General features: G+C 49.3%; 14 protein-coding genes. 12 read left to right on the top strand and 2 right to left on the bottom strand.

Annotated features, from left to right (window positions below):
- Nucleotides 1-26: 26 nt before the first annotated feature.
- From rseP to tilS, 10 genes are all read left to right on the top strand, one after another.
- Complete coding sequence (rseP, locus tag N7386_RS14695) at nt 27-1397, top strand: sigma E protease regulator RseP (RefSeq protein WP_279769356.1); 1371 nt, start codon at nt 27-29, stop codon at nt 1395-1397.
- A gap of 31 nt (nt 1398-1428) precedes the next feature.
- Nucleotides 1429-3909, top strand: coding sequence for an outer membrane protein assembly factor BamA (bamA, locus tag N7386_RS14690; protein WP_220056124.1), 2481 nt, complete (start codon nt 1429-1431; stop codon nt 3907-3909).
- A gap of 65 nt (nt 3910-3974) precedes the next feature.
- Nucleotides 3975-4472, top strand: a complete 498-nt coding sequence (locus N7386_RS14685) for an OmpH family outer membrane protein (protein WP_011623384.1) — start codon at nt 3975-3977, stop codon at nt 4470-4472.
- Nucleotides 4473-4475: 3 nt separating this feature from the next.
- Complete coding sequence (gene lpxD, locus N7386_RS14680; RefSeq protein WP_109285350.1) at nt 4476-5501, top strand: UDP-3-O-(3-hydroxymyristoyl)glucosamine N-acyltransferase; 1026 nt, start codon at nt 4476-4478, stop codon at nt 5499-5501.
- Nucleotides 5502-5533: 32 nt separating this feature from the next.
- Entirely contained in the window at nt 5534-5998 is a 465-nt protein-coding gene (fabZ, locus tag N7386_RS14675; RefSeq protein ID WP_041412686.1) for a 3-hydroxyacyl-ACP dehydratase FabZ, read from the top strand.
- On the top strand, nt 5995-6765 hold the full coding sequence (gene lpxA / locus N7386_RS14670) for an acyl-ACP--UDP-N-acetylglucosamine O-acyltransferase (protein WP_011717682.1): 771 nt from the start codon (nt 5995-5997) through the stop codon (nt 6763-6765). Before fabZ ends, lpxA begins: the two co-directional genes overlap by 4 nt.
- A 116-nt stretch (nt 6766-6881) precedes the next feature.
- Nucleotides 6882-8039, top strand: a complete 1158-nt coding sequence (gene lpxB, locus N7386_RS14665) for a lipid-A-disaccharide synthase (RefSeq protein WP_279769350.1) — start codon at nt 6882-6884, stop codon at nt 8037-8039.
- A complete protein-coding gene (gene rnhB / locus N7386_RS14660; RefSeq protein ID WP_279769348.1) occupies nt 8039-8668 on the top strand; it encodes a ribonuclease HII in 630 nt (209 codons plus the stop codon). The genes lpxB and rnhB overlap by 1 nt, the downstream gene beginning before the upstream one ends.
- A gap of 117 nt (nt 8669-8785) precedes the next feature.
- Nucleotides 8786-12262 (top strand): DNA polymerase III subunit alpha, encoded by a 3477-nt coding sequence (gene dnaE, locus N7386_RS14655; RefSeq protein WP_279769346.1) that lies wholly within the window; start codon nt 8786-8788, stop codon nt 12260-12262.
- A 78-nt stretch (nt 12263-12340) separates the two neighbouring features.
- Entirely contained in the window at nt 12341-13738 is a 1398-nt protein-coding gene (gene tilS / locus N7386_RS14650; RefSeq protein WP_279769343.1) for a tRNA lysidine(34) synthetase TilS, read from the top strand.
- A 50-nt stretch (nt 13739-13788) separates the two neighbouring features.
- On the opposite strand, the gene N7386_RS14645 is transcribed toward tilS, so the two are convergent.
- Nucleotides 13789-14679: a GGDEF domain-containing protein gene (locus N7386_RS14645; RefSeq protein WP_086902381.1), complete on the bottom strand. Its 891-nt coding sequence runs from the start codon at nt 14677-14679 to the stop codon at nt 13789-13791.
- 170 nt (nt 14680-14849) lie between these two features.
- On the opposite strand from N7386_RS14645, the gene N7386_RS14640 reads away from it, so the two are divergent.
- Nucleotides 14850-16796, top strand: a complete 1947-nt coding sequence (locus tag N7386_RS14640; protein ID WP_248966876.1) for a monovalent cation:proton antiporter family protein — start codon at nt 14850-14852, stop codon at nt 16794-16796.
- A gap of 387 nt (nt 16797-17183) precedes the next feature.
- Here N7386_RS14640 and N7386_RS14635 read toward each other — a convergent pair whose 3' ends face one another.
- The gene (locus N7386_RS14635; protein WP_011623374.1) at nt 17184-17393 is read right to left on the bottom strand and encodes a cold-shock protein; all 210 of its coding nucleotides are present in this window, start codon (nt 17391-17393) and stop codon (nt 17184-17186) included.
- A 523-nt stretch (nt 17394-17916) separates the two neighbouring features.
- On the opposite strand from N7386_RS14635, the gene N7386_RS14630 reads away from it, so the two are divergent.
- Entirely contained in the window at nt 17917-19740 is a 1824-nt protein-coding gene (locus tag N7386_RS14630) for a DUF885 domain-containing protein (protein WP_089067423.1), read from the top strand.
- The last annotated feature ends 89 nt before the right edge of the window (nt 19741-19829 follow it).

The following is a 19829-nucleotide window of genomic DNA, read 5'->3' as shown; positions in this document are numbered from 1 at the left end:
AATTTGACGATGACATAAGGAGTGGAATGTTAGATTTTTTGTGGAACTTAGGTTCGTTTATCGTTGCGCTTGGGTTGCTTATCACCGCCCACGAATACGGCCATTTCTATGTTGCACGTCGCTGTGGCGTGAAGGTTGAACGTTTCTCGATTGGTTTTGGTAAGGCGATTTGGCGCAAAGTAGGTCAAGATGGCACTGAGTACGTCATCGCCATGATCCCGTTAGGCGGCTATGTCAAAATGCTCGATGAGCGAGTAGAAGACGTACCCGATGAGTTAAAGGACCAAGCCTTTAACCGTAAAAGTGTATGGCAACGGATTGCGATTGTGGCCGCAGGTCCGATTGCAAACTTTATCTTTGCGATTATCGCACTGTATTTAATGTATTTAATTGGCGTGCCATCGCTCAAGCCAGTGATTACCTCTACCACACCTGGCACAGCGGCGGCGCAAATCCAAGTGAATGAGCCGATGCAAGTGACGGCAATTTCAGGCCAGCCTGTACGCAATTGGGAAGAAGTGAATTTAGCACTAGTGGGCCATATCGGCGATGACAGCTTAACCGTCTCTCTCGCGCCGCTAAATGGCTTGCAAGGTTTAGATACCACGGCTCGCACTTATACCCTTGATACCCGCGAATGGCGTTTCGACCCAGAAAAAGAGTCGCCGATTACGGCGTTGGGTTTGGGTGTGTATCGCCCTGCGATTGAGCCACAAATAGCGCTTATCAGCGAAGGTAGTGCGGCGGCTAAGAGTGACCTGAAAGTCGGCGATACTTTGGTTGCCATCAATGGGCAAAATTACACGGATTGGCAAGCTTTTGTTGACATTATTCAACATTCTGCCAATGTGCCTGTTGAGTTAACTGTGCGCCGTAATGGCGAGCAGTTTGCCATCTCTGTGACACCTGCGAGTGTTAAAAATAGCGATGGCAAAGATATAGGCGTGCTTGGGGTGAGCCCTGCTCAGGCGCAATGGCCCGAGAATATGCGCCTACAACTCGAATATGGCCCAATCGATTCTTTCGCTATCGCAGTGGATAAAACATGGCAACTTGTTGCTGTGAGCTTTAAGATGATTGGCAAATTATTTACTGGCGATGTGTCAGTGAAAAACTTAAGTGGACCTATCTCAATCGCACAGGGTGCGGGCAATAGTGCAAACTATGGCTTGGTTTACTTTCTCGGTTTCCTCGCGCTTATCAGTGTCAATTTAGGCATCATTAACCTGCTGCCATTGCCTGTGCTCGATGGGGGACACCTGCTGTATTACTTCGTTGAGGTAATCACTGGTAAACCTGTGTCTGAAAAGGTACAGGAAATAGGATTCAGATTTGGGGCAGCATTGCTGCTGATGTTGATGAGCATCGCGCTCTTCAATGACTTTGCCCGACTCTGAGCAAGGACAGACTAATAATTAGAAGTGCTCTATGAGATTGAATAAACTTTTTGCCTCGATGTTATTCGTCGGTGCGTCGTTTTCAGGGACTGTGTTGGCGGATACTTTCCAACCCTTTGAAGTGACCGACATCCAAGTTGAAGGTTTGCAGCGAGTCGCACTGGGTGCTGCCTTGTTAAGCTTACCAGTGAAAGTGGGTGACACTGTTGACCAGTTAAAAATTCAACAAGCCATTAAAAGCCTGTATGCATCGACTAACTTTGAGAACATCTCAGTCAGTCATGATGGCGGCGTGTTGATTGTTAAAGTCACTGAGCGACCAACGATCAGCGCAGTGACCTTTGAAGGCAACAAAGACATTAAAGATGAGCAGTTACAGGAAAGTCTGGACGGCTCAGGCGTGAAAGTCGGCGAGTCCTTAGACCGGACTATGCTGACGGGCATCGAGAAGGGGTTACAAGACTTCTACTACGGTGTAGGTAAATACGGCGCGAAAGTGGAAGCGCAGGTGATTAACTTGCCCCGTAACCGTGTCGAACTCAAATTCAAGTTCACCGAAGGTTTAGCGGCTGAAATTCGCCAAATTAACGTGGTTGGTAACAAAGAGTTCACCGATGCTGAGCTTATCGGCATGTTAGAACTCAAAGACTACGTGGCTTGGTGGGATCTGTTCGGTGAGCGTCGCTACCAGAAGCAAAAGCTGCAAGCTGACCTTGAAACCATTAAAACCTATTACCACAACAAGGGTTATATTCGCTTTGAAGTCACCTCGACTCAAGTGGCGATGACGCCTGACCGTAAAGGTTTGTATATCACCATCAACGTCAACGAAGGTGAGAAGTACAAGGTTAAAGACGTTAACCTCACCGGCGACTTAATGGGCCGCGAAGAGTTAATGAAATCGATTCTGCCAATTAAGGCGGGCGATATGTACAACGGTGGTGATGTGACCTTCACCGAAGAGATGTACAGCAAATACTTAGGTCGTTTCGGTTACGCGTATCCTGAAGTGAAAACCTACCCTGAAATTGATGATAAAACTAAGGAAGTGACCTTAAACATCAATATCAAACCGGGTAAACGTGTATATGTTCGTTCGGTTAACTTCACCGGTAACACAGTGACTAAAGACGAAGTGATGCGCCGCGAGCTGCGTCAGATGGAAGGTGCTTGGTTAAACTCGGCGCAGGTTGAGCAATCTAAAGCCCGTCTAAACCGTTTAGGCTTCTTCGAGACCGTTGATACCGAAACCATTCAAGTGCCGGGTACCGACGATTTAGTCGACGTGGCCGTGAAGGTAAAAGAGCAGCCATCGGGCTCATTTAACGCCGGTGTGGGTTATGGTACTGAATCGGGCTTAAGTCTGCAGTTTGGTGTGCAGCAAAATAACTTCCTCGGTACGGGTAACCAAGCGGGCGTGAGTTTAAGCACTAATAAGTATTCTAAGAACGTAAACTTATCTTACACCGACCCTTATTGGACCAAAGATGGTGTGAGCTTAGGTGGTAGCGTTTACTGGAACGAGTTTGATGCGAACGAAGCTAACCTTGAGCGCTATAAGAACAGCTCCTACGGTGTGGCATTAAACTCAGGTTTCCCAATTAACGAATACAACCGTATCAACGGTGGTATTGGCTATCGTCATAACACGATTTCAGAAATCTCAGCCTACGAACAGGCGCTGCGTTTCTACAATATCTACCGTGACGATGATCCGAATGCCGATTTAAGCTTCGACAACTTCGAGCTCAGCTTAGGCTGGTACCGCAGTACCTTAAACCGTGGCACCTTCCCAACAGACGGTTCGTCACAGCGTTTAAGCGGTAAGATGACAGTACCAGGCTCGGATCTGCAGTACTTTAAGACAGACTTCGATACTAACTATTATTTCCCTATCACCCGCAGCCATAGTTTTGTGCTGTTAGCACGTGGTCGTTTAGGTTATGGCAACGGTTACGGTCAATTTAATGATAATGACCAAATCCTGCCATTCTGGGAAAACTATTACTCGGGCGGTAGTACCTCACTACGTGGCTTTAAGTCTAACTCGGTCGGTCCTCGTTCATTCTATCTGTATCGTGGTAGTGAGCCTTGTGCGCCGGATCCATCGGGTGACGGTTGTAGCTTACCGGGCGATCCAAACAGTATTCAGGTCAGTTCAGGTCGTTCAATCGGTGGTAACGCGATTGCAACTGCCAGTATGGAGCTGATTGTACCAACGCCGTTCTTGGATGAGGCCTACACTAACTCTGTTCGTACCAGCTTCTTCGTCGATGCGGGTAACGTATGGGATACTGAGTTCGATTTCGCTAAGTATCAAACGCTGCCAGCGGAAGAGTTTGACAAGCTGCAGGACTACAGTGATCCAGGTCGTATCAGAGCCTCTTGGGGTCTAAGCTTACAGTGGCTGTCTCCTATGGGACCCATGGTATTCAGCTTGGCATGGCCGATTAAAGAATACGAAGGCGATCAAACAGAGATCTTCTCGTTCAATATTGGCAAAACTTTTTAAAAGGCATACACTCGGCAGGTTTTGCTGAATATAACAAAGGTAACAAGGAGTCTATTTTGAACAAGATGGTAAACCGTGCCCTGGTGACGTTGGCTTTATTAGGTGCACCTTTAGCGGCGCAGGCAGAAAATATTGCTGTTGTTGATATGGGCGCTGTGTTTGAGCAGTTACCTCAACGTGAGCAAATCTCCCAATCTCTGAAATCAGAGTTTGGTGATCGCATGGCTGAAGTTCAGAAAATGCAAGAAGAAATGCGCTCTCTGATGGAGAAGCAGCAACGTGACGGCGCGTTAATGAATGACACGCAAAAAACTGAGCTGGTTCGTAAAATGGAAGCGTTAAAATCTGAATATCAGCTGAAAGGTAAAGCGTTGGATGAAGACTTACGTCGTCGCCAAGGTGAAGAGCAAAACAAACTGTTAGTTAAGGTTCAAAAAGCCATTAACACTATCGCTGAAAAAGAAAAATACGATTTAGTTTTACAGCGCGGTGCCGTCATTTATGTTAAGCCAAATGCTGACATCAGTGGCAAAGTGGTTGAAGCCTTAAGCAAAGGCAAGTAATTAATGAAAAGTGTGACTTTAAAAGAGCTAAGCCTGTTATTAGATGGCGTTGTCCAAGGTGATGAAACGTTAGTGATCAACAGCGTTGCGACACTTGAACATGCCCAATCGGGTCAAATCTCTTTTTTAGCCAACAGCAAATACCGTGCTCAGCTTGAGTCAACTCAAGCGAGTGCGGTGTTATTGTCGGCTAAAGACGCGCAGGACTATTCAGGCACTGCGTTAGTCGTTAAAGACCCCTATGTGGGGTTTGCCCGTGTGGCACAGTTTTTAGATACCACGCCCAAGGCGGCCGTGGGTATCCATCCTTCGGCACAAATCGACTCTTCTGCCCAGTTAGGCGAAGGTGTAGCCATTGGTGCCAATGTGGTGATCGGCGCGAATGTGATCCTCGGCGAAAACGTGCAGATTGGTGCGGGCTCTGTGATTGGTCAAGACTCCATAGTAGGCTCTAACACTCGTCTGTGGGCCAATGTGACCCTCTATCATAATGTCCATTTAGGCCAAGATTGTATAATCCATTCCGGCGCCATTATTGGCTCCGACGGTTTCGGTTACGCTAACGAGCGTGGTCAGTGGATTAAAATTCCCCAAACCGGTGGTGTCCGAATTGGCGATCGCGTCGAAATCGGTGCGAACTCAACCATCGACCGTGGGGCTTTAGGTCATACCGAAATCCACAACGGTGTGATCATCGACAACCAAGTACAGGTTGCCCATAACGATATTATTGGTGAAAATACCGCGATCGCTGGCAGCACGACCATTGCTGGCAGTGTAACAATTGGTAAACATTGTATTATTGGTGGTAACTGCGCGATTGCAGGCCACTTGACCATTGCTGACGGTGTCCATCTTTCTGGCGCGACAAACGTTACAGGTAACATGCGTGAGCCTGGTTTGTATTCTTCTGCGACAGTGGCAATGGAAAACAAAGTGTGGCGTAAAAATACAGTTCGCTTCCGTCAATTGGATGAACTGTTTCAACGTGTGAAAACGTTGGAAAAGAATTCAAATACACCAGAGTAATTGCCCCAAGGCAATTTTGAGGAACTAGGTTCGTGTCAAATCAAATGAACACTATGGATATTACGGAGATCCTTAAGTATCTACCCCATAGATATCCATTTTTATTAATCGATCGCGTTTTGGATTACACCCCAGGTGAGAGTCTCCATGCGATTAAAAACGTGACGATTAATGAACCCTTTTTCCAGGGACATTTCCCTGTTCAGCCTGTGATGCCGGGCGTGCTGATTTTAGAAGCCATGGCACAGGCCACTGGTCTGCTCGCGTTTAAGACCATGAGTGACGATGTACCGCCTCCTGGTGTGTTGTACTATTTTGCTGGTATCGATAACGCCCGTTTTAGACGTGTAGTTGAGCCCGGCGATCAAATCCATTTTGAAGTCAAAATGATTAAAGAGCGCCGCGGGATTGGCGTTTTCTATGGTGAGGCCAAAGTGGATGGTGAAGTGGTTTGTTCCGCTGAAATCATGTGTGCCCGCAGAGAGATTAATCAGTGATAGATACATTAGCGTTTGTGCATCCCGATGCAAAAATTGGTAAAAACGTCACCATAGGTCCATGGAGTTATGTGGGCGCGGGTGTCGAGATTGGCGACGATTGTTGGTTAAGCTCCCACGTAGTGGTGAAGGGCCCAACCATTATCGGTAAAGGCAACCGTATTTTCCAATTCGCCTCCGTGGGTGAAGAATGCCAAGACAAGAAATACGCTGGCGAGCCGACTCGACTCATTATTGGCGATAACAACGTTATCCGTGAACATGTGACCATTCACCGTGGTACGGTTCAAGACAATAGCGAAACCCGTATCGGCTCTAATAACCTGTTTATGAACTACGTGCATATCGCCCATGACTGTGTGGTCGGTAATAACGTGATTATGGCCAACAATGCCTCTATCGCAGGCCATGTGCATGTGGGTGACTGGGCGATTCTCGGTGGTATGACTGGGGTTCATCAGTTTGTGCATATCGGTGCCCACGCTTTTACTGCGGGTTGTTCGTTATTGCTACAGGATGTGCCACCCTTTGTGATGGCGGCGGGACAACCTGCCATTCCTCGAGGCTTAAACAGCGAAGGTATGAAGCGCCGTGGTTTCTCTAAGGAGAGCCAATTAGCGGTACGCCGTGCCTATAAAACCTTATATCGCAGCAGTTTAACTGTTGATGAAGCGATTGAAGCGCTTGCCGAAGATGCGCAGAACGATGAGCAAGTTAAGTCGTTCATTGAGTTTGTTAAATCATCGGGTCGCGGCATTATTCGTTAAGAGTCCTAGACTCTACACTATGCCATTCATAGGCACTGCTCGTACTATTCTGCTTTAGACAATGCCATGGCAGAGATGCGCTGCGGTGCCATTCACTTGTCAGATATGATTGGTTTATGAGCAAAAAATCTCAATTAGTGTTTGCAATGGTCGCCGGAGAACTCTCCGGCGATATTTTAGGTGCAGGTTTAATGGCCGCACTACAAAAAACACACCCCAACGCCCGTTTTGTCGGTATTGGTGGACCTCGAATGGAAGCCCTAGGCTTCGAATCTCTGTTCGCGATGGAAGAGTTAGCCGTGATGGGGATAGTCGAAGTGCTATCACGTCTGCCACGCTTACTCCATGTGCGCTCATCCCTGATTAAGTCCATCACCGAACTTAAGCCCGATTGTTTTATCGGTATCGATGCACCGGATTTTAATATTGGTCTTGAGCTTAAGTTAAAGACGCAGGGGATTAAAACAGTTCACTACGTCAGCCCTTCGGTATGGGCATGGCGCCCTAAGCGTATTTTTAAAATCGCTAAGGCCACCAATATGGTGCTGTCGTTATTGCCCTTTGAGAAGGCCTTTTACGATAAGCATCAGGTGCCTTGTACCTTTGTTGGCCATACCTTGGCCGATGATATTCCGTTAGAGAGTGATAAGGCGAGCGCCCGTCAGTTGCTTGAGCTCGATCCTGATGCCGAATACCTTGCGATTTTACCCGGCTCACGTGGCGGCGAATTAAAGCAATTGGCCGAGCCTTTTGTGAAGGCTGCGCTACTTATCAAGCAGCAATTTCCCGATATTCGCTTTGTGACGCCTTTAGTGAATCAAAAGCGCCGTGAGCAGTTTGAGCAAGCATTAAAAGCGCATGCGCCGGATCTGGAAATCCACATGGTGGAAGGCAAATCACGCGAAGTGATGGCCGCCGCCGATGGCATTTTACTGGCGTCGGGCACGGCAACACTTGAGGCCATGCTGATCAAACGTCCTATGGTGGTGGCGTATCGCGTGAGTCCGCTGACCTATCAGATAGCGAAAACCATGATGCAAGTGAACCGTTTCTCCCTGCCGAATCTGTTAGCGGGGCGAGATGTGGTGCCAGAGCTTATCCAGCACGATTGCACCCCAGAGAAGATTGCCGAAGCGGTTGGCGTTGAGCTGAACCGTGACTTTGCGCCAATCAAAGCCGAATTTGAGCGTTTGCACCAAATGCTGCGCTGCGATGCCAGCCAAAAAGCGGCCGAGGCAGTGTTAGCGCTCGTCGATGCTAAGGATGTGAACTAATGGCGGTATTTAAGACGTTGACCGACGCCGATATCGCCACCTTCTCAACAGGTTTAGTGGCGGGCGTGGATGAAGTCGGCCGTGGCCCGCTGGTGGGCGATGTGGTCACCGCTGCGGTGATCCTCGATCCCAATCGTCCCATTGCTGGCTTAAATGACTCTAAAAAACTCAGCGAGAAGCGCCGCGAGGCCTTGTTCGATGAGATTTGTGAAAAAGCCTTGAGTTATCATGTGGGGCGGGCCAGTCCAGCGGAAATCGATGAGCTGAATATTCTTCATGCCACAATGCTTGCGATGCAGCGCGCGGTAGCGGGGCTTACACGTGCGCCCGAGTTAGTTTTAGTCGATGGAAATCGCAGCCCGGCGTTTACGCACCAGGGGCTATCTCTGACAAGTCATAGCATAGTCAAAGGTGATGGCCTGATTGCGAGTATCAGTGCGGCGTCAATTATTGCCAAAGTGACCCGCGATCGGGAAATGGATGCCCTCGATGCGGCCTATCCCCAGTATGGATTTGCTAAGCATAAGGGGTATCCGACTAAGGCGCATTTTGACGCCATCGCCGAGCACGGCGTGTTCGACCAATATCGTAAAAGTTTCAAACCCGTCAAGGCATTACTGGAGCGTTAACACCGATTGGGTGTTTTCACTTCAGCTTGAGAGCAAAGTCACTAGCCCAAGGGCTGTGACTTTGTTAGTCTGCTTTTTTAGTGATTGTTAACCTGCTATTCAAAGATAATTCTAATTATGTCCGATCCTCGTTTTGTGCATCTTCGTGTCCACAGTGACTTCTCTATGTCCGATGGTGTGGCTAAGGTAAAACCCATCCTCGCCCAAGTTGAGGCGAAGGGCATGGCCGCGGTGGCCTTAACGGATCAAAACAACCTCTGTGGTCTGGTGAAGTTTTATGGTGGTTGCCATGGGGCGGGGATCAAGCCGATTATCGGCGCGGACTTTTGGATGCAAGTGCCGGGGTTTGATGGTGAGTTTTGTGCCTTAACCATTATTGCGATGAATAATGATGGCTATCAAAACCTTACTCAAATCATCAGCCAAGCCTATTTACGTGGCCATGTTCAAGGGCGCGTGGTGATTGACCAAGAGTGGCTGGTCACCTACAACGAAGGCATTTTACTGCTGTCTGGTGGTCGAGAAGGGGACGTAGGTAAGGCGCTGCTTAAGGGCAACAATACTCAAGTTGAGTCCTTATGCGAGTTTTATCAGCAGCATTTTGAAGGGCGTTATTACCTCGAGTTATTGCGTACGGGGCGCACCGATGAGGAGCGTTACCTGCATATGGCGGTGGGACTGGCGCAGGAAAAGGGCATCCCTGTGGTGGCCACCAATCAGGTGGTGTTTTTAAAACCTGAAGACTTTGAGTCCCATGAGATCCGTGTGGCGATTCACGATGGTTTTACGCTCGCCGATCCCCGCCGTCCTAAAAAATACAGTGAGCAGCAGTATCTTCGTAGCGAAGAGGAAATGTGCGAGCTGTTTGCCGACATTCCTGCCGCGCTTGAAAATACCGTTGAAATTGCCAAGCGCTGCAACGTTACCATCCGCTTATACGAATACTTCTTACCTAACTTCCCCACCGGCGATATGTCGATTGAGGATTATCTGGTTGATTGCTCTAAGAAGGGGCTTGAAGAGCGTTTAGAGTTCTTATTCCCCGAACCACAAGTGCGCGCCGAGCGCCGCGGTGAATATGACGAGCGTCTCGATGTTGAGCTTAAGGTTATCAACCAGATGGGCTTCCCCGGTTACTTCCTTATCGTAATGGAGTTTATCCAGTGGGGTAAGGATAACGGCATCCCCGTGGGGCCAGGCCGTGGTTCGGGCGCGGGCTCGCTTGTGGCCTATGCCCTTAAGATTACTGACTTAGACCCCCTCGAATTCGACCTGCTGTTCGAACGTTTCCTCAACCCAGAGCGGGTATCTATGCCCGACTTCGACGTCGACTTCTGTATGGATAGACGCGATGAGGTGATTGACCACGTGGCCGAACTCTACGGCCGTGAGGCGGTATCGCAGATCATTACCTTCGGCACCATGGCGGCCAAGGCTGTTATCCGCGACGTGGGTCGTGTGCTTGGCCATCCCTATGGCTTTGTGGACCGTATTTCTAAGTTGATTCCGCCAGAGCCTGGCATGACACTCGCCAAGGCCTTTGAAGTCGAGCCTGCGCTGCAGGAGTCCTACGATGCCGATGAGGATGTGAAAGATCTTATCGACATGTGCCGTAAGCTCGAGGGTGTGACCCGTAACGCCGGTAAGCACGCGGGGGGCGTGGTGATTGCGCCCACCAAGATCACCGACTTCTCGCCGCTTTACTGCGACGCCGAAGGTAAAAACCCGGTAACACAGTTCGATAAGAACGACGTGGAAACCGCCGGCTTAGTCAAATTCGACTTCTTAGGGTTAAGAACCCTCACCATCGTCGACTGGGCGCTGGAGATGATCAACAAGGTGGAGGTTAAAAACGGCCGTCCACCTGTGCGAATTGAGGCGATTCCCCTCGACGATCCAGCTTCGTTCCGCTTGCTGCAACGCTATGAAACCACTGCGGTATTCCAGCTCGAATCCCGTGGTATGAAGGATTTGATTAAGCGTCTGCAACCCGACTGCTTCGAAGATATGATCGCACTCGTGGCACTGTTCCGTCCGGGGCCTCTGCAATCGGGCATGGTGGATAACTTTATCGAGCGTAAGCACGGCCGTGAAGAGGTCTCTTATCCCGATTCTCAATACCAGCATGAATCCTTAAAGGAGCTGCTGTCGCCCACCTACGGCATTATTTTGTACCAAGAGCAGGTGATGCAGATTGCGCAGGTACTATCGGGTTATACCTTAGGCGGCGCGGACATGCTGCGCCGTGCTATGGGTAAGAAAAAGCCCGAGGAGATGGCCAAACAGCGCGGTACCTTTAAAGAAGGAGCGATTAAGAACGGCGTTGACGGCGAGTTGGCGATGAAGATCTTCGACTTAGTGGAAAAGTTTGCGGGCTACGGCTTTAACAAATCCCACTCCGCCGCGTACGCCCTCGTGTCCTATCAAACCCTGTGGCTCAAGACTCACTTTCCCTCGCAGTTTATGGCGGCGGTAATGTCCGCCGATATGGACAACACAGACAAAATCGTCACCCTAGTGGATGAATGTGAGCGCATGGGACTCACCATTATTCCGCCGGATGTGAACAAAGGTCTGTTTAAGTTTACCGTCGATGATGATCTGCGTATCGTCTACGGCATAGGCGCCATCAAAGGTGTGGGTGAGGGGCCGGTTGAGTCGATTTTAGAGGCGCGTAAGGACGGCCCCTTTAAAGATTTATTCGACTTTTGCGCCCGTATCGATCTTAAAAAGCTCAACAAGCGGGTGATTGAAAAGCTTATCTGCGCCGGCGCCTTAGATGCGCTTGGGCCGCACCGCGCCTCTATGATGGCCACCTTGCCAGAGGCAATAAGCGCCGCCGATCAGCACGCTAAGGCCGAGGCCATCGGCCAGCATGATATGTTTGGTCTGCTTAATAGCGACCCTGAAGACAGCAAGCAGCAGTTTGTCGAATGCACTCCGTGGCCGGATAAAATTTGGCTCGAAGGGGAGCGCGAGACCTTAGGTCTATATTTAACTGGTCACCCGATTAATCAATACCTTAAAGAACTTAAGCATTACACTTCTGGGCGCTTAAAGGACGTGCATCCAACCGATCGCGGCAAAACCGTGAAGGCTGCTGGCCTTGTGGTCGCAACCCGGGTGATGCTCACTAAGCGTGGCTCGAAAATGGGTCTGTTGACCTTAGATGACAAGAGTGCGCGCCTCGAGGTGATGCTCTTTACCGAAGCCTTTGAGAAGTTTAACCATCTGCTCGAGAAGGACAGGATCCTGATCTGCGAAGGTGAAGTCAGCTTCGATGATTTTGCCGGTGGCAACCGCATGACGGCGCGCAATATTATCGATATCAGCGAGGCGCGCAGCCACTTTGCCAGCGCCTTAGAAATCGATCTAGACGCATCGCAGTTAAATCCAAGCGTGCTCGAAAGTATCGAGCAATCGATAAGCCCGTGGCGCAACGGTGCCGTGCCTGTGGTGATTAACTACAGTCAAGCGCAGGCCAAGGGCCAATTTAGGTTGGCGGAACATTGGCGAGTCAATCCCAGCGATGAATTGGTGTTTGCCCTTGAGAGCCTGCTTGGGCCAAATAAAGTACGGATCCTGTTCCCCTAATTGATAAGCTGACAAAGACTTGGGGTTGGCAGGGGATAATTAGCATCAGCGAGCGATGGATTTTATAGGGTGAGTCGAATGGCGGCGGTGGAACTGAGTGCCCATATAGCGCGATTTTTAGCGAGCTTACCTCTGCAAGCGGGGAGCAAGTTAGTCCTTGCTTACAGCGGCGGCGTCGATTCCGAAGTGCTCGCCTACGGTTTGAGTGAATTCGCCAAACATCACCCCGAGTTACATTATCAATTGATTTATGTGCACCATGGCTTGAGCCCTAATGCCGATGCTTGGGCCGATCACTGCCAAACTCGCGCCGCCAGCTATGGTTTGCCAATCACGGTAGAGCGGGTGCAACTCACCCTAGGGCCGAGAGTGAGTGTTGAAGCCGAGGCGCGAAAAATGCGTTATCAGGCGATATTGCAGCACCTTAAGCCTCAGGATGTGCTGCTGACCGCCCACCATGAAGACGATCAACTCGAGACGATTCTCCTCGCCCTCAAACGCGGTCAGGGCCCCAAAGGATTAGCCGCCATGGGACAAATCCAAATGCTCTCACTCGGAGAGAAGGGGGCTTGTCTGCAAGCGCGTCCCTTGCTCGATATTAGCCGTGAGCAGATTGAAGCTTTCGCCCAAACGCAGCAGTTAGTGCATATCGAAGATGAAAGTAATCAAGACGATAAATACGATCGTAACTTTTTACGCCTTGAGATTATCCCACGCCTAAAAGCACGTTGGCCCAGTATCGCCACCACCGCAAGTCGCAGCGCCCAGCTTTGCGCCGAGCAGCAGGCCATAGTGGACACCGAGGTGAGTGAGCGTTTACCTAAGCTGTTAACCGAGGCGCCCTTTACCCAGCAAACCGTGCTTAAGCTTGATGGGCTCTCTACGCAAACTAGCGAATGGCAAGGATTACTGCTGCGGGGCTTTATCGAATCCCAAGGCTTTGCATTGCCTTCCTATGTGCAGCTACAGCAAATTCTGCAGCAGTTAATGGGGGCAAAAGAGGATGCCAAAGTGCAGCTCCAGATTGGTGACTGTGTGCTGCGCCGCTTCGCTGGCATGCTTTATCTGGATACGCTAAGCACTGCATCCGCCACGCCGCGAATCACTGCGCGCGAGCTGCATCAAGATATTCTGGCTTTACTGACTCAAGCATCAACAATGGTTGAAGATAACATTGCGCCATTTACCTTCGCGACCAAAGGTCCTCGGCTGCGATTACCCAATGCGGATGAGGTGGTGAGCCTGCGCTATCAGCTGCCGGGACAATTTCGCTGTCAGCCGCATTTTCGCGATAAGGGACGCGAGCTAAAAAAACTCTGGCAAGAATGCGCTGTGCCGCCATGGTTACGTGCTGAGGTGGGGTTCTTGTTCTATAACGAGCGTTTAGTGATGGCGCTGGGACTCTGGGTTGAAAAGGCATTTTGTGCCCAAGGGGATGACGTCGGGCTTAAGTTTGATGGGCAGGCAATCGGATAGCAAAGTCTATTTGCCATGCTTTATCGCCAGTGAGCAGCATCCATGCTCGATTAAGACAGTTGGGTTGGGCTTAACTTGTAGCAATTACGGCCCGAGGCTTTGGCTTGATACAAGGTTTTATCTGCTTGCTCATAGAGTTGTTCAGCTTCCATGGTGTCGCTCGCCTCAGCGGCTCCCAAGCTACTGCTCACGCCAAATTGATGGAAACTCGCATGGGCATTAGTCGCTGTGACGATACGTTCGCACAGTAATCCCGCCGCATGAATATTACCTTGTACTATCACCACAAACTCGTCGCCCCCAATACGGAAGGCTTGATCGGTACTGCGGATACTGCTGCGGATAATGTCTCCAAACTCTTTCAAAATATAATCACCGCATTTGTGACCATATCTATCGTTAAGTTGCTTAAAATTATCCAAATCCAATACGATAAGTGACACCGCGCCCTGTTTTCTGTGGGCTCTGGCTACCGCGTTTTTCAAACTTTGAGTGTAATAATGACGATTGCCAAGGCCTGTTAGGGAATCGAACATCGCCTGCATCGACATCTCTTGATACTGCATGGCATTTAATAATGGCTGCAGCAGCAAGGGCTCAATCTCTTGCAGGATAATGGTTTGCGAAGGCGTGAGCGGCGTCAGCAGTTGATACTGCAGTGTCAGTGGGGTGCCGCCACAGATGATCTGTCGTTTAAGACTGATCCCATAACGTTTGCCCCAACTTAATTTTTGTTGTTCGGCTTGCAGGCGAACACCTTGGACGGGCAGATGTTGTCCTAGCACTTTGCCGTAGCAGGCAAAGACTGTCCGCGGATCTAAACTCGCGTGCAGCTGTTGGATCACTTGCACTAAATCCAATGGCGTAGAAGCTGGACTGTATGCCTCTGTTTGATAGTTATATTCATCAGGATATAAGGTTGTCGCTAAGCCAAAGTCCATTATGATTACCCCAGCAAATGAAATGGCGATTGGAACTCTTACCCCTATTAAGCAATATGTGTGCCGCATTGTTTGCTAATAAAATTTGTCTTTGTATGTCAATCAGTTAAGCTTAAAGCGCACTCCCATATTTTTGACACGCCAGTTATTTGACAGGAGTTATTTCGCCTATGGAGCATGGTTTCTTAATCCAGATACTGCTGATGCTAGTGATTGCGATCGTCGCGATTGCCTTGCTGCGGCGTATCGGCTTGCCAGCGATTTTGGCGTATTTGTTAACTGGTGTGGTGAGTGGGCCCAGTGGGTTCCATTGGTTTACCCAGCAGCAAATGCAGTCCGTCGCCGAGCTAGGGGTCGTGCTCTTGATGTTTACACTGGGACTCGAGTTTTCGGTCCCTCGGCTTTGGGCCATGCGCAGAACCGTATTTGGATTAGGTAGCGCGCAGGTGGTGGTGACCACAGTGTTGACTATGCTGATTGCCTTAGCCTGTGGCTTGAATGGCGTAGAATCCCTCGTCATCGGCGCGGCGATTGCACTTTCTTCCACCGCGATTGTACTCAAGCTACTTAACGAGCAGGGCTGGCTAAGGCGCCGCCATGGTGAGCTGTCGGTCAGTGTGTTGTTATTTCAGGATTTAGCCGTCGTTCCTCTGCTTATTTTACTGCCATTGCTTGGGCAGAATGATGAGCCCTTGATGTTAGCGGCAATCGCCTTGGCGCTGCTGAAGGGGATTCTTGCTTTCTTCTTGCTGATGGCCTTAGGCAAATGGGCCTTACCTCGACTGTTTGATGAGGTGGCAAGATCCCGCTCCAATGAACTCTTTGTACTCTCGACGCTGGTGGTGGCCTTAGTCACGGGGGCTTTTACCCAGTGGTTAGGCTTGTCTATGGCGCTAGGGGCCTTTATGGCGGGAATGCTACTTGGCGAGAGTCAGTACCGCCGCCAGCTTGAGGCGGATATTCGGCCGTTTCGCGATTTACTCATGGGGCTGTTCTTTATCTCCATCGGCATGATGCTCGATTTCGCGCTCGTTATTCAATTTTGGTGGCAGATTTTACTTATTCTGCTGGCGGTAGTCGTTGGCAAGGCGCTGATTATCCATGGCTTATTGCGGCTGGTTGGAGAGCCTTTTCGGATTGCCATCAGCACGGCCTTGAGTCTGGCGCAGGTTGGTGAATTCAGTTTTGTGGTGTTAGCCCTTGCGGTAAGTTATGGGCTATTGAGTAACGAGACCAGCACTATGTTGGTGATGGTCGCGGTATTGTCTATGAGTATTGCTCCTTGGTTGGTGCGCCATAGCGTGGATATTGCCAAGTGGCTGTTGGGGATCCGCCAGTCTGGGCATGTGGATGAAGTGGTGCCTATTATTACCGAGGATCACGATCTGGTGCTGATTTTAGGTTACGGCCGGGTTGGTCAAACCATAGCCCGGTTTTTAAAGACAGAAGCCGTGCCCTATTTAGTGCTCGATCTTGACCCCACGCGGGTGTCCGAGGCGCGCCGTGCGGGGGAGCCGATTTATTTTGGCGATGTGTGCAAGCGGGCGATCCTTAAGCAAGTGGGGATTAAACACGCCAAAATGATCGTGATTACCTTCTGTGAGACCCGCAGTTTAGAAGAAGCCTTACCCCTGTGTAAGCAGTTGGCGCCCGACGCCAAAATACTGGTCAGAACCCGCGATGACAGTGAATTAGATATGCTGCAAAAGGCGGGGGCGAATCAGGTGATCCCCGAATCCCTCGAGGGCAGTTTGATGTTGGTCTCGCAGGTGCTGCATCAATGTGGTGTGCCGCTGGCGCGGATCCTCAAGCGACTGGAGTCGGAGCGGCGCAATCATTATCAATTTTTACACGGTTTCTTTTCGGGTACCGAAACCGACTTTACCTTAGAGTCGCTGCACGCCGTGTTGTTACACCGCGGCGCGGATGCCGTGGGCAAGCAAGTTGCCGATATTGATTGGGAATTGCTTCGGGTAGAGTTAAGAGCCATCCGCCGCAGCGGCGCCGAAGTTGAACATCCTGAGCAGGATTGGGTCTTTCGCGCCGGTGATATTTTACTGATTGTGGGTAAACCTAGAAGATTAGAAAAAGCGGAAGCGAAATTATTACATGGCTAGGGCGTGCTGACGTTTCAGGGTTATTTTTGCAGCAATGTGGCTGGCTTTTATGCAAGGCAAAGTCCGTGCAGTGTAGTTATTCTACATAAACGGACGATAACGCAGCAAAAAAGCCAGCCAAATGCTGCCCGAAGGGGTCGTCTGGCAAGCCCTTGCTCTTTGTCACTCGTCATTTGAGTAGAATAACTACACATCATTCCTCGTTTCGCGAGCACGTGCTTGCCAGAACGAACAAAATTTAATCTCGAAACGTCAACACGCCCTAGTAGAGTTTACGACTAGGTAAAAAAACGAGAATCCCCAAAAGACACCAATAAAAAATGCCGACACTGAGTCGGCATTTTTGTCTGTAAACTTGTTGTTAATTAATCCCTTACGGGAGTTTAATTACAGAACAACAACGTTCGCAGCTTGAGGACCTTTCTGGCCTTGTTCGACTTCGTAAGAAACCTTTTGGCCTTCGGCTAAAGTTTTAAAGCCTTCAGATACGATTGCGCGGAAGTGAACGAATGCGTCAGCGCCACCGTTATCAGGGGAAATAAAACCAAAACCTTTGTCTTCGTTAAACCATTTTACTATACCAGTAGTTTTAGACATGAATGTCTCCAAATTTTTATCAAAAATAATTCGCAACAATGCGGGACTTTAGCCAGAAATAGAATTATTTACATCGATGATAAGTTATGAGTGGAAAGCTTCATGACAGCAAACAAATTGCAGGATACAGCGAAGGTTTTCAAAAACATAATATTGCTTATAAATAGGTCTGACTCACAGGCCAGGACGCAGAATAACATACGCTGACTTTTTGTATAGCTTTATTTTTAATAAGGGCTTTCATATTTGAGTTTTTATGAAAAGTTATTGAAAAAATAAATATTTTTACTTTACGTATTCATGAGGATAGCAGTTTTCGGCATCCATAAGTCCTAAGTGAAAATAATTTATTAGCCAGACTCATTGTGGCAATAAAATCGCTTTTAATCTTCTCGCGGAGAATGGGTTTGTTGTCATCTTTCGTTACTTTATTAAATTGTTGTTAATTCTTGGTGGTGGTATTGTTTTCGCTCGGGATATTGTCCCATTGATGCTGATAATAACGACCAGTGGAGCGTGAATATTGAAAACGGTATTAAAACGAATTGGACTTGGCACACTCGCCATAGTGCTGTTGCTCGGGGCGCTCGCCGCCCATGAATGGTTTGCGAAAAAGCCTTTTTTCTTCCGTGCATTTTTAGATAGAAGCATGGTCAAAATGGCATTCGAAAGCCCAGAGACCTTAACCTCCTTGGGATTTTTAGAATCCGTTGGCATCACTGGTCACAATGCCTTGCTCGACGATGATAGCCCTGCGGCCATGGATAAAACCTTTACCCAAGTCCGTGCCTTAAGGGATACCTTACTCAGCTACCAAGATACCGATCTGGATGATAATCAGCGCATTTCGAAGGACATCGCACTGTATCTGGCGGATTTTGCCTTGGCATCTGAACCCTATCGTTATCACAATTATCCAGTAAATCAGCTGTTTGGTGTGCAAAATGGTTATCCAAGCTTTATGCAGGCGCAGCACCAAGTTCACTCGGTTGAAGATGCCGAAAACTACCTATCACGCTTAATTGCGGTGAAGACTAAATTTGGCCAAACCATAGAAGGACTAAAGCTTCGAGAGGCTAAGGGCATTATTCCGCCAAAGTTTGTGATTGAGCGGGTGCTAACCGAGATGAATGACTTCATTAACGCGCCCGTCGAAGACAATATTCTCTACAGCTCCTTTAAGACTAAGCTCGCCGACACGCAAATCAGTGCCGATGAACAGGCGCGTTTGCTGGCGCAGGCAAAAGCCAATATTGAGTCCGACGTTAAACCGGCATATCGACTCTTTATCGATTACTTCACGGCGTTACAAGCCAAAGCGGGCACGGACGATGGCTACTGGGCTTTGCCGAATGGTGATGTGGCCTACGAGCAGTTACTGAAGTTTTTTACTACCACCAATTACAGCGCCGATGAAATCCATGCCAAGGGATTAGCCGAGGTGAGCCGTATTCAGGACGAAATCATGACGATTTTGGCCGCACAGGGATACGACACCAGCCAAGGATTCTCGGTGGCAATCGAAGCGCTGGCCGCCGATCCAAAATTCTATTATGAAGACTCAGATGCGGGCCGGGCGCAGATCTTAGTGGATTACCAAAAAATCCTCGATGAAGTGAATGCGGGCTTAGACAATGCCTTCCGTATTCGCCCGAAAGCGGGAATGGAAGTGGTGCGCATTCCTGAATTTAAAGAGAAAACAGCACCGGGCGCTTATTATCAGCAGCCGGCGATTGACGGTAGTCGTCCGGGACGTTTCTACGCCAACCTGTTCGACATCAAAGCAACGCCTAAATACGGCATGCGTACTTTGGCTTACCATGAGGGGATCCCTGGGCATCACTTCCAAATCGCGGTGGCGATGGAGTTAGAAGGGCAACCGCTGATCCGCAAGATGGCGCCTTTTACGGCCTATATCGAAGGTTGGGCACTCTATTCTGAACGTTTAGCCTGGGAACTCGGTTTTCAGCAAGATCCCTTCGACAATATCGGTCGCTTACAGGCGGAGCTGTTTCGGGCCGTGCGTCTGGTTGTCGATACGGGAATTCACCACAGCCGCTGGACACGTGAGCAAGCCATTGACTATATGAAACAAAACACCGGTATGTCCGACCGCGACGTGACCGCAGAAATCGAGCGTTATATCGTTATGCCCGGCCAAGCGACGGCCTATAAGGTGGGTATGATGAAAATTCTCGAGCTGCGGGAAAAAGCCAAACAAGCCCTAGGTGATAAATTCGATTTACGGGATTTTCACGATGTAGTGCTGAAAAATGGTGCCGTCCCCTTAGATATTCTAGAAAAATTAGTTGACCGTTATATCGCCGAAAAACGCAGCCAAGCCTAAGCTTGCGTAAGCTAACGACCCGCAGGTGATCCCTGCGGGTATGTTATCCGGCTCTCGTATGTGAGTCCTATTCTGGCTTTCCCCATTCG

It is taken from the genome of Shewanella sp. GD04112 (genome assembly GCF_029835735.1).
GTDB lineage: Bacteria > Pseudomonadota > Gammaproteobacteria > Enterobacterales > Shewanellaceae > Shewanella.
This window is presented reverse-complemented; position numbering and strand designations above follow the sequence as displayed.